This is a genomic window from Patescibacteria group bacterium (assembly GCA_041665365.1).
In the GTDB taxonomy this organism is placed as follows: Bacteria; Patescibacteriota; Patescibacteriia; order UBA9570; family UBA9570; genus UBA9570.
The window spans coordinates 53113-68308 of record JBAYIY010000001.1 but is presented as its reverse complement, the minus strand read 5'-3'; the positions used below and the strand labels follow the sequence as shown (position 1 = coordinate 68308).

The 15196-nt window shown below is 41.6% G+C and carries 16 protein-coding genes; all 16 read left to right on the top strand.

The genetic code is table 11. The features are described from left to right. Positions 1-4 precede the first annotated feature (4 nt). Genes rplQ through WCV88_00255 form a run of 16 tightly spaced genes read left to right on the top strand, consistent with a single transcriptional unit; the run spans position 5 to position 15196 of the window. Positions 5-403, top strand: coding sequence for a 50S ribosomal protein L17 (rplQ, locus tag WCV88_00330; GenBank protein MFA6474631.1), 399 nt, complete (start codon positions 5-7; stop codon positions 401-403). Then, positions 400-738: a 50S ribosomal protein L13 gene (gene rplM, locus WCV88_00325; protein MFA6474630.1), complete on the top strand. Its 339-nt coding sequence runs from the start codon at positions 400-402 to the stop codon at positions 736-738. Before rplQ ends, rplM begins: the two co-directional genes overlap by 4 nt. Positions 739-740: 2 nt before the next feature. Beyond that, complete coding sequence (rpsI, locus tag WCV88_00320; GenBank protein ID MFA6474629.1) at positions 741-1148, top strand: 30S ribosomal protein S9; 408 nt, start codon at positions 741-743, stop codon at positions 1146-1148. An 11-nt stretch (positions 1149-1159) separates the two neighbouring features. Beyond that, positions 1160-2638, top strand: a complete 1479-nt coding sequence (locus WCV88_00315; protein ID MFA6474628.1) for a flippase — start codon at positions 1160-1162, stop codon at positions 2636-2638. Continuing rightward, complete coding sequence (locus WCV88_00310; protein ID MFA6474627.1) at positions 2611-3612, top strand: glycosyltransferase family 4 protein; 1002 nt, start codon at positions 2611-2613, stop codon at positions 3610-3612. Before WCV88_00315 ends, WCV88_00310 begins: the two co-directional genes overlap by 28 nt. A 5-nt stretch (positions 3613-3617) precedes the next feature. Continuing rightward, complete coding sequence (locus WCV88_00305; protein ID MFA6474626.1) at positions 3618-4463, top strand: glycosyltransferase family 2 protein; 846 nt, start codon at positions 3618-3620, stop codon at positions 4461-4463. Further along, the gene (locus WCV88_00300) at positions 4441-5838 is read left to right on the top strand and encodes an O-antigen ligase family protein (protein ID MFA6474625.1); all 1398 of its coding nucleotides are present in this window, start codon (positions 4441-4443) and stop codon (positions 5836-5838) included. The genes WCV88_00305 and WCV88_00300 overlap by 23 nt, the downstream gene beginning before the upstream one ends. After that, positions 5819-6739: a glycosyltransferase family 2 protein gene (locus WCV88_00295; GenBank protein ID MFA6474624.1), complete on the top strand. Its 921-nt coding sequence runs from the start codon at positions 5819-5821 to the stop codon at positions 6737-6739. The genes WCV88_00300 and WCV88_00295 overlap by 20 nt, the downstream gene beginning before the upstream one ends. Further along, complete coding sequence (locus tag WCV88_00290) at positions 6736-7560, top strand: glycosyltransferase family 2 protein (protein MFA6474623.1); 825 nt, start codon at positions 6736-6738, stop codon at positions 7558-7560. Before WCV88_00295 ends, WCV88_00290 begins: the two co-directional genes overlap by 4 nt. Next, entirely contained in the window at positions 7544-9502 is a 1959-nt protein-coding gene (locus WCV88_00285; GenBank protein ID MFA6474622.1) for a DUF4012 domain-containing protein, read from the top strand. Before WCV88_00290 ends, WCV88_00285 begins: the two co-directional genes overlap by 17 nt. Positions 9503-9507: 5 nt before the next feature. Further along, positions 9508-10515 (top strand): rod shape-determining protein, encoded by a 1008-nt coding sequence (locus tag WCV88_00280; GenBank protein MFA6474621.1) that lies wholly within the window; start codon positions 9508-9510, stop codon positions 10513-10515. Continuing rightward, positions 10512-11678 (top strand): glycosyltransferase family 1 protein, encoded by a 1167-nt coding sequence (locus WCV88_00275; GenBank protein ID MFA6474620.1) that lies wholly within the window; start codon positions 10512-10514, stop codon positions 11676-11678. The genes WCV88_00280 and WCV88_00275 overlap by 4 nt, the downstream gene beginning before the upstream one ends. Before the next feature lie 4 nt (positions 11679-11682). Next, positions 11683-12459 carry a hypothetical protein gene (locus WCV88_00270; GenBank protein ID MFA6474619.1) on the top strand — a complete coding sequence of 259 codons (777 nt, stop codon included), beginning with the start codon at positions 11683-11685 and terminating at the stop codon, positions 12457-12459. Then, positions 12456-13565: a hypothetical protein gene (locus WCV88_00265; protein ID MFA6474618.1), complete on the top strand. Its 1110-nt coding sequence runs from the start codon at positions 12456-12458 to the stop codon at positions 13563-13565. Before WCV88_00270 ends, WCV88_00265 begins: the two co-directional genes overlap by 4 nt. Before the next feature lie 9 nt (positions 13566-13574). Beyond that, on the top strand, positions 13575-14108 hold the full coding sequence (gene frr, locus WCV88_00260) for a ribosome recycling factor (GenBank protein ID MFA6474617.1): 534 nt from the start codon (positions 13575-13577) through the stop codon (positions 14106-14108). After that, on the top strand, positions 14105-15196 hold the full coding sequence (locus WCV88_00255; protein ID MFA6474616.1) for a M50 family metallopeptidase: 1092 nt from the start codon (positions 14105-14107) through the stop codon (positions 15194-15196). The genes frr and WCV88_00255 overlap by 4 nt, the downstream gene beginning before the upstream one ends.

The following is a 15196-nucleotide window of genomic DNA, read 5'->3' as shown; positions in this document are numbered from 1 at the left end:
TTGTATGCGCCACCAGAAGTCTGTCAAAAAAATTGATCGTAATCACGCCGGACGGAAGGCTTTGTTGAAAAGTCAGGCCATTGGTTTGATAACGAACAGTCGGTTACGTACCACTAAAGTCAAAGCTAAAGTGACGCAAGCTTTTGTAGAGCGGTTAATAACGCGCGCCAGACGCAATACAGAATCCTCCCGCCGTTATCTTTTAGCGTGCTTAGGTAATGTTACAGCGGTCAATAAGTTGATCAAAACCATTGCACCTATGTTCGATCAGCGCGCAGGTGGCTACACCCGTGTCACCAAACTTGGTGTCCGTAAAGGTGATGGCGCTGAATTAGTGCAATTAGAGTTTGTTGAGCAGCCGGCCAAGTCAACTGATAAACCAACTGACAAAGTAAATGTATGATTCGAAAAACACACAGTGTTGATGCAACCAATATTACCCTCGGTCGTTTGGCTACGAAAGTAGCGGGCTTGCTGATGGGTAAACACAAACCAGATTATCAGCCCTACTCTAATTGTGGCGATATGGTAGAAGTTAAAAATATTTCGGCACTAAAATTTGATGCTAAAAGATTGGCGACGATTGAGCATAAACATCACACTTTTCATCCCGGTGGTTTAAAGATGAAATTGGCGAAAGATTTTACTCCGGCTCAGTTGCTCCGGCGCGCGGTTAACAATATGTTACCAAAAAACAAATTACGGGATCAGATGCTTAAGCGTTTAACGATTGAATAGTTATGGCAGATACCAAGACAAAACGAACTTATCTTTATGCCGTTGGTCGACGTAAAACGGCTGTCGCGCGGGTGCGTTTGTTAAAAAAAGGCGATGGCGAAATTACAGTGAATGATAAGCCAGTGGCTGATTATTTTCCGGCCACTTTACTGAAAGACATTAAATCTCCGCTGAGTCATTATGGAGATGCCAAAACAATTTCAATTAGCGCTAAAGTACAAGGCGGCGGTAAAGCGGCGCAAGCCATTGCCATGCGTTTGGGCATTGCCCGTTTATTGTTGACCATTGATGAAAGTTTGCGCAAAAATCTTAGAACAGCTGGCTTTTTAACCCGTGACTCACGTAAGAAAGAACGCAAGAAGCCCGGTCTGAAACGGGCTCGCCGCGCACCACAGTGGTCTAAACGTTAGCTTTTATCCCCATGACGCTATCTGGCGTCTTAGCAAAGAATGCTACTTATCTCACCTTATCGTCCATGGCTCAAAAAGCTCTGGCGTTTTGGTGGTTCGCCTACATTGCCCATCAACTGGCTATACCAGCGGGGGATGAGTTATTAGGGAAATACACCTTTGCGGTTACGTACACAAGTATTTTTGTAATCTTGATGAATTTTGGTTTGATTCCGGTTTTAACGCGGCAGGGTGCCAAGAATCCAGAACGATTACAGGAATATTTTAAGCAGGCTTTATCGTTAAAAATTATTCTAACGATTGTCAGCGTTGTGGTTTTGATTGGTCTGTTTCATATTTTAAATTTATACAAACCAATGCCAGCGTATACAGTCATGCTGGTTTATTTGGCTATCGGTATTATTGTGTTCGATACCTTTCGATCGGTTATCTTTGCCGTCTTACGCGCGCAGCAACTCATGCAGTATGAGGCGATTGGTCAAGTTTTTTACCAGATCGCTGTAGTGGTTATTGGCGGAACATTTTTTTTCTTCGGTTATAAAGCGGGCGGTTTAATTATTGCCATTAACTGTGCCAGTGTTTTGTATTTACTCTATGCTGTTTATATATTGTATCGTAAAACCGACATTCGGTTAGGCTGGCAGTGGCATTGGCCAACTATGCGTCAGCTATTTATTATGGCCGCACCGTTTGCCCTGGCTGATATATTTTTTAAATTGAACGGTTCAATTGATACAGTGATGTTAAATTATTTAGCTGGGGATCGCTATGTGGCCTGGTACAGTATCGCGCTAAAATTAACTATTACCTTAACCGTTTTACCAGGCGCTTTTGCGACCGCTTTTTTCCCGGCGATGAGTCAAGCGCTATTGCAATCAAAAGAATCTTTTCGTAACATTTTTGAACAAACTAGTATATTGTTATTATTTTTAAGCATACCAATCGCTTTGGGTACTTATGTGTTGGCACCAGATATTATTCAGTTAGCTTTTAAAGATTTTCCGGCCACAATTCCGGCCTTACAATTGTTTATGGCTGGGGTAGTGTTTTTATTTGCGAATTATCCCATTGGCAATGCTTTGAATGCCGCCAATAAACAATTAACCAATACGTTAAACATGGGCATAGCTTTAGGTGTTAACGTTGTCTTAAACATCATTTTGATTCCGCAATATACCTACATGGGGGCAGCTCTGGCGGCCACTCTCAGTGCCATCGTTTTAGTCTTACTGGGTTTACCGTATGTGTATCAACTGACGGAATTTCGCAGTTTGGTTATTCTAAAAAAAGCCGGCATTAGTTTGTTGTCTGCCAGTATCATGGCTGTGTTAGCCTGGTGGTTACAGCAAAGTCTGGATCATACCAGTATGATATTCTTATTGATATTAAGTGTCTGCATTATTATTTATGTCGGTTTATTGTTCGTCTTTGGTGGTGTAAAATTTAGTGAAATAAAGGTGTTATGGCAACAAATGCGTACCCGCTCTTAATAACCCTAGAGTATCCGCCGGATGTAGGCGGCGTGGCTAATTATTACCATAATTTGTTACGCTGCAAAGTAGCCACCAGATTAGATATGCCCAAGCCTTGGTGGCTGATGATTCCGTGGTTAATTGGTCAAGTTCGTTTGTATAATTATTCTCATGTTTTAGTGGGACAGGTTTTACCCTTAGGCACCGTAGCGTTGGTTGTTAAATTATTAACTCAAAAACCATATATTGTTTTTACGCACGGTATGGATGTTTTGGTACCGCAAACATATTGGCGTAAACGCTGGTTACTGAAACGAATCTTACGACATGCGCAACATATTGTGGCGGCGTCAGACTATACCAAAAACCTGCTGTTCACTTTTGATCGAACTTTACAAAATATTACAGTGATTCATCCAGCGGCTCATATCACTCCAACCACCGGTGTTGTAAAACCAGCCGAGCCGATACCGGAAAAATTTATTCTATCAGTGGGTCGTTTGGTTGAAAGAAAAGGGTTTGATCGGGTAATTGAGGCACTAAATAAAATACCCGAAATACATTATGTAATAGCGGGCTCAGGTCAAGATGAACCAAGATTAAACGAGTTAATAAAAGAATATAAATTAGAAAAAAGAGTGCATATTTTAAAAAATTTATCAGATCAAGAAATTGCTTATCTCTACCAACATTGTACATGTTTGGTTATGCCGGCTCGGCAATTATCTAATGGCGATGTCGAAGGTTTTGGAATAGTGGCTTTAGAGGCGAATAGTTTCGGTAAAATCTGTATCGGTGGGCGCTCTGGTGGCATGAGTGAAGCAATTCAAGATGGTATTACCGGTATCTTAGTTGATCCCACTAATCCAGCTGATCTGATTAAGGCTTTGCAACGAAAAAACTATGCTGAACTAGAATCTGCCGCACAGCACTGGGTACTAAACCAAACTTGGGAGCACCGTAGGCAACAATTTAATGACATGCTAAAGTAATGCCCATGATTGACATTTCTATCATCATTGTGTCCTGGAATGTGCGTGCACAGTTACGCTCGTGTTTACACTCTATTGCGCAATATACGACCGACTGTAACTATGAAATTTTTGTGGTTGATAATAACTCCGCTGATGGTTCAGCGGACATGGTGGCACAAGACTTTCCTCAGGTTCACTTGCTGCGCAACCCAGATAATAAAGGGTTTGGGGCGGCTAATAATCAAGCCCTCATTCAAGCGCAAGGGGAGTATGTGCTTTTTTTAAATGATGATTGTGAGTTGGTTAGTAATATTTTTCCAGATTTGCTAAAACTATTTAAAACTAGTCAAGCCAAATTGGGTATGGTCGGAGTGAAATTATTGAATCGTGATGGTTCAATTCAACCAACCGTGCGCGCTTGGCCCAGGGTATCTGATCAAACTGTGATTCAATTAAAGTTACATCATTTATTTCCGCATTTAGTTGATAAATATCTCATGATTGATTTTGATTATACCAAACCGGCTTGTGTTCCCCAGGTGATGGGCGCCTTTATGTTTATGCCAACGGTTTTAGCTAAACACTATGGCGGTTTTGATAAAGATTATTTCGCCTGGTTTGAAGAAGTTGATTTGCAACGTAAATTACAACTCGATGGTTATGTGGTGCGCTATGAGCCAAGTTTGACCTGTATTCATGCTAAAGGACAAAGTTTTAAACAATTGGCTCGGCCTACGGCGCAGCGCATTTTTAACCATAGCTTACAAACCTACATGCGTAAGCATAACGGGGTGTTGGCTTATCTGTGGTTTATTACATTACATCCGGTTAGTATGTTTTTAGCTTATGCGAATCAAGTGGTACGCTAGTTGGTTAGCAATTTTGCTAGCCGTAGAGGGATTATCTTGGTTGGTTTACAGTTACCCGAGTTGGAAAAATATTGTCTTGGGTATAATTTTATTACTCGTCTTACTGGCTAGTTTATATCGCTTGCACTATGGCATAGCTGGCGTGTTGGCCGAATTGGTTATCGGTTCGCAGGGTCATTTAATTGGGCAGTTACGCTTAGGGATATTTTTGGTTATTATGTTAGCGACGATTGTATGGATTATTCGAGATAAACAAATTCGGTTTTTTAAAACCAATTATTGGAAATGGTGGGTTGGGTTAGTTGGGGTGTTTGGTCTCGCAGTGTTGACAGCCTTAATCTATCACAATGATCCGGCTAAAATATTTTTAGACATGAATGGATATTTATTTATTGCCATGGTGATACCATTTGTGCAAGCGGTTAAAACTGAACAAGATATTAAAAATCTCTTCACAGTATTGTTAGCCGGTGTGACTGTTTTGGCGATCCAATCAGTGTTCATATTATTTTTATATTCACACCCGGGTGCCTTTGGGTATTATCTACCTGAACTATATCGCTGGGTGCGTGATTTTCGTTTAGCGGAAGTCACCGTCCAAGCTAATCATTTCACCAGAGTTTTTTTTCAGAGCCACATTTATGTGTTGTTAGCGTTTATTTTTACGAGCACCGCTCTATTATTAAAACACCGTGCCAAATATTTCTATGTGTTATCGGTTGTAACAGTAAGTTTACTAGTGCTCAGTTATTCCAGAAGTTTTTGGGTAGCAACCGGATTGATAATAATTATATTTTTAATATTTTTTAAGCAACGATTATATTATCTCTTAATTGTTGGTAGTAGTGCAATTATTGGATACATGTTTATTTTGGCCATTATTAACGTGCCACTGTTTAGTAGTGGCTCAGGGGTTGATGCCGCTAGTTTATTGTCTGATCGTACCAGTGATGTCACAACCGAAGCGGCTAGTGGCTCAAGATTAGCTCTATTAAAACCCTTGGCTCTAGCTGCTTTACAACATCCCTTGCTTGGTTCGGGTTTTGGCACTACGGTGACTTATCAAACCAAAGATCCGCGCGCTTTGACTAATAATCAATCTGGTTGGTTTACCACTTTTGCGTTTGAGTGGGGTTACCTTGATCTATGGTTAAAACTTGGTTTGGTAGGAGTATTACTATATGTTAGTATTATAACTGCTTTATCTATCAGATTGTTTTCTCAAAATAATCTTTACAGTCTAACCGCCGGTTTAGGTGTAGTGGCTCTGGCTTTTGTACATATGTTGACACCATATCTGAATCATCCGCTCGGCTTAGGTTGGATAGCATTAGCTTTATCAATTAGTACTGTTTATGACCAAAGCCAGAGTTAGTATTATTATTCTTACTTATAATAGTCAGCGGCACATGCCAGCCTTGTTTGCATCGTTAGCTAAATTAATTTATCCAGATGTGGAAGTAATCGTAGTTGATAATGCTTCAACCGACGGTACGGTCGATTGGCTACAACATCAAACCGTTCGTCCAGTTGATCAATTAATTGTCAATAAAACTAACGTGTGGTTTGCGCAAGGCAATAATCAAGGCATTAAGGTTGCCACTGGAGAATATATTTATATCTGTAACGATGATATTATTTTAACTCCCACTAGTATCACACGTCTCGTTGAGCGAATGCAGCAAGACACGCACTGTGCCATGGTTGGAGGCAAAATGTTGAAATTGATCGATGGTCAACCTAGTAAAATTTTTGATAGTGCTGGTCTGATTTTAAAAAGAAGTGGGCGAGCGGTTAATCGGGGAGAGCAAGTGGCCGATACGGGTCAATATGATTCAGCTGAGGAAGTTTTTGGTATTACCGGAGCCGGTATGTTATTGCGTCGGTCGGCTATCACAAGTGAATGTTTTGACAGTGATTTTGTCGCCTATAAAGAGGATGTTGATTTAAGCTGGCGTTTACATCGCACCGGTTATACGGTGTGGTATGAACCAACGGCCGTCATCTATCATGCCCGCTCCATTCAACAGACTACTTTGGCTGGACGTGGCCAAAAATCGGCTTTAATTCGGGCTATGTCCTACCGTAACCATATTTGGCTGTTATTTAAGAATCTGTCATTATTTGATTGGTTAAAACGCCTGCCCTGGTTGTTACCGTACGAATGTGTTAAACTCGGCTATGTCTTGATTTTCGAATGGTCCACTTTACGCATGTTTCCAACCATGTTTCGACTGCTTCCTAAAATGATTAAAAAAAGACAGTTAGCTTTATGACCGACATAAAATTATCTTTCATTATTTTAAACTATAAAACCAAACATTTATTACGTTTGGCGGTGAAAAATTTGCTTAGTTTAAACTTAACTGTGCCGTCTGAGATTATCGTGGTTGATAACGCCTCCGGTGACGGCAGTGTGGCGATGATGCAAAAATATTATCCTAAGATTAAACTAATTGCTAGCCCGACTAATACCGGTCATGCCAAAGGCAATAATCTTGGTATTAAGGAAGCTAAAGGAGACTATATCGTGATCATGAATAGTGATGTGATATTTTTAAACCCGGCTGATTTATCTAAACTGTGTCAGTATTTAGATGATCATCCCGATATTGCTTTGTTAGGACCAAAATTAACTAACGGCGACGGTTCGATTCAATCATCTTGTTTTCGGCCATATTCAAAACTAACTCCGCTTTATCGGCGCACACCGTTAGGTAAATTAGCTTTTGCCAAACAAGATTTAGCCAATCATTTAATGGTAGATTTTGATCACCAGTCGGTGCGGGAAGTGGATTGGTTATTAGGTGCCGTGTTAGTCGCGCGTAAATCTGTTTTAGATACAGTAGGTGCATTACAGGAAGATTTTTTCCTTTATTTTGCTGATTTTGAATTATGCGATCGCATTCGTGCACATGGCTATAAAGTGATATACTATCCCGACGTGTCTATTGTGCATTATCATCGACGCGAATCAGCCCAACATTCATTCTGGGGTGGGTTTGGGAGTTTGCTAAATTACACAACACGCATTCATATTAAAGATTGGTTAACCTATTTAAAACTTGCTAAACAAGGTTATGGAAAAAATTCCTGAGATTCGTTCGGTTGATACACCAGCTAAAGTGATTGGACCAAAACGGCGTCGCAATCGTAAACCTTTATATATAGGTTTATTTGTCGTCATTGTGATTCTACTGATAGTCGGAGGGTATTCAACTTATCAAGCCCGGCGCTTATACCAGGCTGGTATGGCGCTGAAAAATGATGCTACTAAGATACAACAGAATATTGCCGATAAGAAATATACGGCAATAAATGACAATTTAAATCAAGCGTCGGAACATATTACTTTAGCCCGGGCGGCATCAGATGGCTTATGGCCCATCAAATGGTTGCCGTATGTGCATACACAATTTCAGGTAGTGGATCAGCTTTTGTTGGCCAGTGATAAGGGCATACAAGCCGGTAAACCACTCGTGAAAATCATTCAAGAAGTCGATAAATTAGTGGGTGACAAAAGTACGACCGCTAATAAAATTGGTAAAGCGGAGCGCGAGGCCTTTTTAAAAACTATTAGTGAATCGCCAGATACATTAACGGCGGCTCAGTCTGATTTACAAGCCTCTGTCACCGCCCTGCAAGACTTGCCGGATAAAGGCGTGATTGGACCATTAGCTATCATTGTCAGTACTATTAAAACCAATCTGCCTAATATTGAGGCAGCGGTTAATAAGGGTTTACCATTTTTAACAGTGGCACCAACCATTGCTGGTTATCCAGACAGTAAAACTTATCTGTTTCTTTTACAAAACAATACCGAATTAAGACCAACCGGGGGTTTTATTGGCACCTACGGTATTTTGCAATTGAAAAGCGGTAACATTGAAGAATTTAAAACCGATAATATTTATAATATTGATAACAAAGTAAAATATACTTGGTCGGAAACTCCACCGGAACCATTACAAAAATATCTCGATGCCTCACGTTGGTATCTGCGCGATTCTAATTGGGATCCTGATTTTCCTACCTCAGCCGCCCGCGCCGAAGATTTTTATACTCGTGAATCACAATCCACCACCCACATCGATGGTGTGATTGCCGTAACGCCGGAAGTGATTCATGATTTACTTGTGATTACCGGCCCGATTGTGATTGATGGTGATGAATATAATGCTGATAATCTCACTGAAAAACTACAATATCAAGTGGAAATTGCCTATTATAAGGAAGGGGTGTCCGACGCAGCGCGTAAAGCCGTCATTGGTAAGCTAGCCGCTGAGATTATGAATCGCGTGATGAATTTGCCGCAGTCTGATTGGGGTAAATTGGGTGATCTAGCCATTACTAACTTTGAAGAAAAACATCTCTTGGTGTATTCCAATGATGCTGCCGTGCAGAATTTAATGCATCAGATTGGGTGGGATGGTTCTGTCACGGTAACAGATAACGATTATTTAATGGTGATCGATGCCAATTTGGCCGCCAAAAAAACCGATCGAGTCATGACTAAGACAATTGATTATACTGTCACCAAAGTCGGTGATCACTGGCAGGCGGATATCGTTATGCACTATAAAAACGATGGTGTGTTTGATGATTTCACCACACGCTATCGCAGTTATACCAGAATCTATGCGCCGATTGGTAGTGAGTTACTTAGTAGTGAAGGATTTTTAACAAACGATCGCTATTTAGGTGGAGACCCCGTAGCAGCCACTAGTAGTGAAGATGAGGCTGTGCATAAAACTGTGTTTGGCGGGTTCATTTCGGTTGAGCCTAAAACTGAGGATACCATCAAGTTGAGTTATCGGTTGCCCGAGCGCATTGGTGAGCAAATTATGGCTGGTACATATCAGTTAACCTGGCAAAAACAGCCAGGGACAAACAATGTCACAGCCACTATGAACATTGATGCCGGGCGAAAAGTCTTAGCCGCTCAGGCTCTTGACGAAACCGTTACAATTGATAATACTAAGGTGCATTTGACAATGCCTTTATGGCGTGATGTGGTCATGACAGTCGACTATAAGTAAACCTTATGTTTGTTAAAAAAATTGGAATCGACCTTGGGACTGTAAACACATTGGTTTACGTACCTAAGCGCGGTATTGCTATAAATGAACCGTCCGTTGTGGCCGTTAGTCAACATGACGGCAAGGTGTTAGCTGTGGGCAGTGAAGCGCGTGAAATGTTAGGCCGTACACCGGATACCATCGTGGCCAAACGTCCACTAAAAGAAGGGGTGATTGCGGATTATAAAACTACGGAAAGTATGTTGCGTTATTTTATTAATAAGGCATTAGGTGGTGTCCGGTTTATTAGTCCGGAAGTGATGATCGCGGTACCGGCTGGTATTACTTCCACAGAACGTCGGGCGGTAATTGATGCTACGTTACAAGCCGGAGCGAAAGCGGCTTTTATTATCAAGCAACCGGTGGCGTCAGCGATTGGTGCGGGGATTCCGATTGGTTCAGCCTCGGGGCATATGATTATTGAGATTGGTGGTGGCACTAGTGAAATTGCGGTTATTTCCTTGGGCGGAATTGTGGCCAATACATCTGTGCGCATTGGCGGCACCAAGTTTGATGCGGCTATTCAAGAGTATGTGCGCAAACAGTTTAATTTAGCCATTGGGGAACGGAGTGCAGAAGAATTAAAAATCAAAATTGGTTCGGCTTTACCGATGACCGATCGATTATCGATGGATGTGCGTGGGCGTGACATGGTCACCGGTTTACCGCGCACGGCTACAGTTACATCAGATGATATCACTGAAGCCATTCAGGATGAACTGCAGGGTATTGTGCAAGCTGTAAAATCTGTTTTGCAAGACACGCCGCCCGAGTTGTCGGCTGATGTAATTGATAAAGGCATGGTTGTATCGGGTGGTTCCGGGATGCTGCGAAATTTGGATGAATTATTGGCGCGCGCGATCAATGTACCGGCTTATTTAGCGGATGATCCGTTACAAAATGTGGTGAAAGGTACGGGTATTGCTCTAGAAAATTTGGAATCCTACAAACGATCTATTTTGTCGACCCGATGATTACGATCGGTATCGATGCCTCTCGGGCGAATGTTCGACAGCGCACTGGTACAGAGTGGTATTGTTATTATTTATTAAAAAACTTTGCCCGCATTTACGATCCAACTCAACACCACATTGTGTTGTATCTCAAAGAACCATTAGTAGCTGATCTGAAAGATTTACCAGCCGATTGGGAAATACGAATATTGCGCTGGCCACCCAAATTATTATGGACGCAATTACGTTTATCTCTCACCATGCTGGTACCATGGCTTAGGCCGGATGTGCTCTTCATTCCGGCTCATACCATTCCATTAATTCATGTCAGAAACACTGTCTATGTCGCCCATGATTTAGGGTTTGAACGCAATGCCGCCTTGTATGCCAATACTTATATTGGTGGAAAAATTTTACACTGGTTAATAAAAATTTTAACACTCGGTAAATATGGCACGACTGAGTTGGATTATCACCGTTACTCCATGCGCTTTGCAGTGCGTCATGCCAAAAAAATAATCACTATTTCTGAATTCACTAAACATGAATTACAAAATTGTTATACAGTGTCTGATCATAAAATAGCCGTAGTGCACAATGGTTATGATCGAACATCATACTATGAGACACCGAATAAAGTAACCATGACACAATCGTATCTGTTTTTTGTTGGCCGTATTGAGTTAAAGAAAAACATCAATAATTTAATTTTAGCTTTTGCTGAATTAAAACACACTAGACACATTCCCGAGCAACTCTGGTTAGCTGGGCAACCTGGTTTTGGTTATGAACAAATAACCCAGTTGGTGAAAGATCAAAAACTAGAGCGGGATGTTAAATTCTTGGGTTATACCGAAGCTAGTGCTTTACCCGATCTCATGCGCCAAGCGAGTGCCTTTATTTTTCCGTCACACTATGAGGGCTTTGGTATCCCGGTGCTTGAAGCGCTAGCCGTGGGAACAAAAGTAGCTTGTTCAGATATTGGAGCCTTGCGGGAAGTGGGCGGTGAGGCGTGTTGGTTTTTTAACCAGACCGATCCTCACCATATGGCTCAAACCATTTTAACTTGTTTGCAAGCTGATCAGAGTGTGGCTCGTCAGAAAAGTTTAACTCAAGTTAAGCAGTTTTCTTGGGAACGTTGCGCTGAACAAACTTGGCAAGTTTTGTTATCCCAAGTAGACTAGAATCATGCCTAAGAAGATCGAGTTAGTTGGAAACAAAATGATCCAACAGTATTTGCAAAATCTGCAAAAAAGTGGTATAGTCCCGCCAGCTCAATTATGGGTTGGACCAGAACATATCGGTAAAACCACTTTTCTGAGCCAGCATCTTGCCAATTTAGCTGAGGCCAATGTAGCTTGGTTTTCCGGAGCCGATTTTGATCTGACAACAGCTCGAGCCATGATAGCCACGACTATGGAAACAAGTTTGTGGTCAGGGCAGCGGGCTATCGTTATCAATCAAGCACAGGAGCTAAGCTACCAAGTTTGGAACGCCCTACTAAAGGTGCTCGAAGAGCCACGTAGTCGTGTGACGATATATTTGTTAGTGACCGCCCTAGACAATATCCCTAGTACAGTGCAATCACGCTGCCAGGTGCTCTGGTTTGAGCGCGTCAGTGATGCGGCTATGATAGCGGCCTTTCCCGCTCAGGCTAATATGCTGCCATTGGCGCAAGGGTTGCCAGGCAAGGTGAAACAGCTCAAAAAACTGCAGCCGAGCTTGGAACGTTATCGCGTGTTATTACAACGTCCCAGTGCTGAGCGCCTTGGTGATATCATCAAAGCTGATCAATTATCTGAAGTGTTGGATCAAATTGAACTTGTCCTGTATCAAGCCTTGCCGACGGCAGCAGCCCTGCACGGTTTAACCCTGGTGGCTCAGGCTAGACGACAGTCAGCTCAGGCGGTGCAAGCCAAATTTATTTATACTAACTTACTTTTGAATATTAATCCCATCTTATGAAACAACTCGCCCTTTTTCTTCTACCAGTATTATTGTTAGGTGCTAGTTGTAATCAACGCGTTGACGGCGGTGTGTTTCGCTCGCTTGATTCAGGAGAAAATTGGGAACAAGTGAATTTTGTAAAAATGAATGGTAAAACCGCCGTTACTATTAGTGATCTAAATATTCTGGCGATGACCTTCCACCCAACTGATCCAAATATTATTTATATCGGTACAGCCGGGCAGGGATTATATATTACCTTAACTGGTGGCGAGAGTTGGATTCAATCACAACAGGTTAATACGGGCACGATTAATGCGATTGCAGTTGACCCGGTTGATCCAAACAATGTTTATGTCGCACAAGATACTAAAGTATTAAAATCATCTGACCAAGGTGTGAGCTGGGAAACAGTTTATAGTGATGTGCAAGGTGCATCTATTACTACAGTAGTGGTGGATAACTATGAACATAATCGGGTTTATGCTGGTACGTCAGCCGGGACTCTCTTAAAGAGTGTTGATTACGGAGTTAATTGGGATTTACGTATGCAAAAAGGGGATGGGATTAAACGGATATTTATCGCCAAACATGATACCAGAATTATTTATGTGTTAAACACTGATGGTTATGTTTATAAAACTGACAATGGTGGGGAACCAATTCCGGATGAAACAGCCGACACCATTAATTCTGGTTGGACGTTGTTATTAGATAAAGATTTTAAACAACAATTTCCGGGAGCCGATAAAGTCGATGATATGGCGTTGGATAGTAATGATTCGACCATTGTATTTATTGTCACCCGGCGCGGCATTATGCGCGGTACCGATAATGGTACGACATGGAGTGACATTGTAACGTTAATTGGTGCTGATGATAAACAAAATGATGACATTAGAAATGTCTGGACAACACCAGGTAATTCCAATGAAATATTTTTCACATTAAATAATGTTGTGCATAAATCGGTTGATGCGGGTGTCACCTGGAAAGTGATTGAGAATTTTCCGTCCGTGCGAAAAATTTATCGCTATTTAATTGATCCCCAAACGCCTAATGTCATGTATGCTGGGATGTTTAAAGTTGAAGAACAAAGTGGCTTGCTTAAGCAACCTAAATAATAAATTTATATGACAGAAAAATTTGCTAATATCATTGCCCATTTTCAAAAAGAATTACTTGGATTACAAGTTGGGCGAGTGACGCCAGCCGTGTTGGATGATGTTCTGGTCGAAGCCTACGGCACAAAAACAGCGCTATCACAATTATCCACTATTACCAGTCAAGGAGCGACGCAGTTAGTGATTCAACCCTGGGATAAAAGTATTCTCAAAGATGTCGAGCGGGCGTTACGGATGTGTGGACGTGATTATAATCCAACTGTCGATGGCGCCGTCGTTCGTTTGCCTTTTCCACCTTTAACTGAAGAAAAACGTAAAGAAATTGTGAAATTAGTGTCAGATCGAGCCGAAGCGGCTAAAGTTCATATTAAATTACTGCGTGAAGAATGTATGAATGACATTAAAACTAAGAAAGTCGATAAAGCCATGTCTGAAGATCAAGCTTTTGCTGAACAAAAAAACATTCAAAAATTAGTCGATCAATATAATAAGGAGGTAACTACGTTAGCTGATAAGAAAGCGGCTGATGTCATGACATTATGATGATATTGTCAGTGGTTAGTTTTATCTGCATCCTTGGTCTGTTGGTATTAGTCCATGAATTTGGCCACTTTATTGTGGCCAGGTTAAATGGAGTACAAGTAGATGAGTTTGGGTTCGGCTTTCCACCGCGCTTGTTTGGAAAAAAATTTGGTAAAACTTTATATTCCGTTAATGCTATTCCCTTAGGTGGTTTCGTCAAAATTAAAGGTGTGATTGAAGAGAATGATGAGCCACATCATCAGCAATCAGATGATTTTATGGCTAAGAGTTTGTGGCGACGCTTTGCGATTTTAATTGCTGGTATTGTCATGAATTACCTTTTGACCATTGGCTTATTTGCAGTTGGCTATATGATCGGTATGCCATCAAATATTGATCAGTTACCACCCGGTGCCACTGTATCGAATCCGACCATCTTAGTGGCAGACATTTCGGCTGATACTCCCGCCGCTCAAGCTGGGTTAAAAATTTCTGACAGTGTTGTGGCTGTAGATGGTAAAACAGTCAGTTCGGTGGTGGCAGTCAAGGACATACTCAAAACGGTATTACCAAATTCACCGATTAAACTAGCCATTAAACGTGACCAGACAATCCTTGAATTGAATACAAGCACTATTCAGTTAGCCGATGGCTCGGCAGGGATTGGGGCATATTTCGTTGAATCTGGTACGGTCCGCCTACCCTGGTATAGAGCTATCATTGAGGCGACGCGTTATACCAACAAATTCGCCGTGGCAATCTTACAAGCCCTGGGTGGATTAATTCTTGGGGCTTTCCATGGTGTTGATGTCTCGAGCAGTGTATCAGGACCGGTTGGTATTGCGCGCATTACCTATCAAGCGACCCAACTCGGTTTCATTTATCTCTTACAATTAGCTGGGATGCTGTCAATCAATTTAGCCATCTTCAATTTATTACCGTTTCCACCACTGGATGGCGGAAAACTTATTTTTGTAGTCGTGGAAGCCATTATTCGGCGACCGGTGCCAACTAAATGGCAAATTATTGTGCATAATATTGGGTTTGTTATTTTCTTATTATTCATTATGGCCGTTACGATCAAAGATGTCGTGGGGCTAGTGCGATAA

Coding starts and splice junctions, on each gene's coding strand:
- rplQ (MFA6474631.1), top strand. CDS start 5: ATGCGCCACCAGAAGTCTGTCAAAAAAATTGATCGTAATCACGCCGGA.
- rplM (MFA6474630.1), top strand. CDS start 400: ATGATTCGAAAAACACACAGTGTTGATGCAACCAATATTACCCTCGGT.
- rpsI (MFA6474629.1), top strand. CDS start 741: ATGGCAGATACCAAGACAAAACGAACTTATCTTTATGCCGTTGGTCGA.
- WCV88_00315 (MFA6474628.1), top strand. CDS start 1,160: ATGACGCTATCTGGCGTCTTAGCAAAGAATGCTACTTATCTCACCTTA.
- WCV88_00310 (MFA6474627.1), top strand. CDS start 2,611: ATGGCAACAAATGCGTACCCGCTCTTAATAACCCTAGAGTATCCGCCG.
- WCV88_00305 (MFA6474626.1), top strand. CDS start 3,618: ATGATTGACATTTCTATCATCATTGTGTCCTGGAATGTGCGTGCACAG.
- WCV88_00300 (MFA6474625.1), top strand. CDS start 4,441: ATGCGAATCAAGTGGTACGCTAGTTGGTTAGCAATTTTGCTAGCCGTA.
- WCV88_00295 (MFA6474624.1), top strand. CDS start 5,819: ATGACCAAAGCCAGAGTTAGTATTATTATTCTTACTTATAATAGTCAG.
- WCV88_00290 (MFA6474623.1), top strand. CDS start 6,736: ATGACCGACATAAAATTATCTTTCATTATTTTAAACTATAAAACCAAA.
- WCV88_00285 (MFA6474622.1), top strand. CDS start 7,544: ATGGAAAAAATTCCTGAGATTCGTTCGGTTGATACACCAGCTAAAGTG.
- WCV88_00280 (MFA6474621.1), top strand. CDS start 9,508: ATGTTTGTTAAAAAAATTGGAATCGACCTTGGGACTGTAAACACATTG.
- WCV88_00275 (MFA6474620.1), top strand. CDS start 10,512: ATGATTACGATCGGTATCGATGCCTCTCGGGCGAATGTTCGACAGCGC.
- WCV88_00270 (MFA6474619.1), top strand. CDS start 11,683: ATGCCTAAGAAGATCGAGTTAGTTGGAAACAAAATGATCCAACAGTAT.
- WCV88_00265 (MFA6474618.1), top strand. CDS start 12,456: ATGAAACAACTCGCCCTTTTTCTTCTACCAGTATTATTGTTAGGTGCT.
- frr (MFA6474617.1), top strand. CDS start 13,575: ATGACAGAAAAATTTGCTAATATCATTGCCCATTTTCAAAAAGAATTA.
- WCV88_00255 (MFA6474616.1), top strand. CDS start 14,105: ATGATGATATTGTCAGTGGTTAGTTTTATCTGCATCCTTGGTCTGTTG.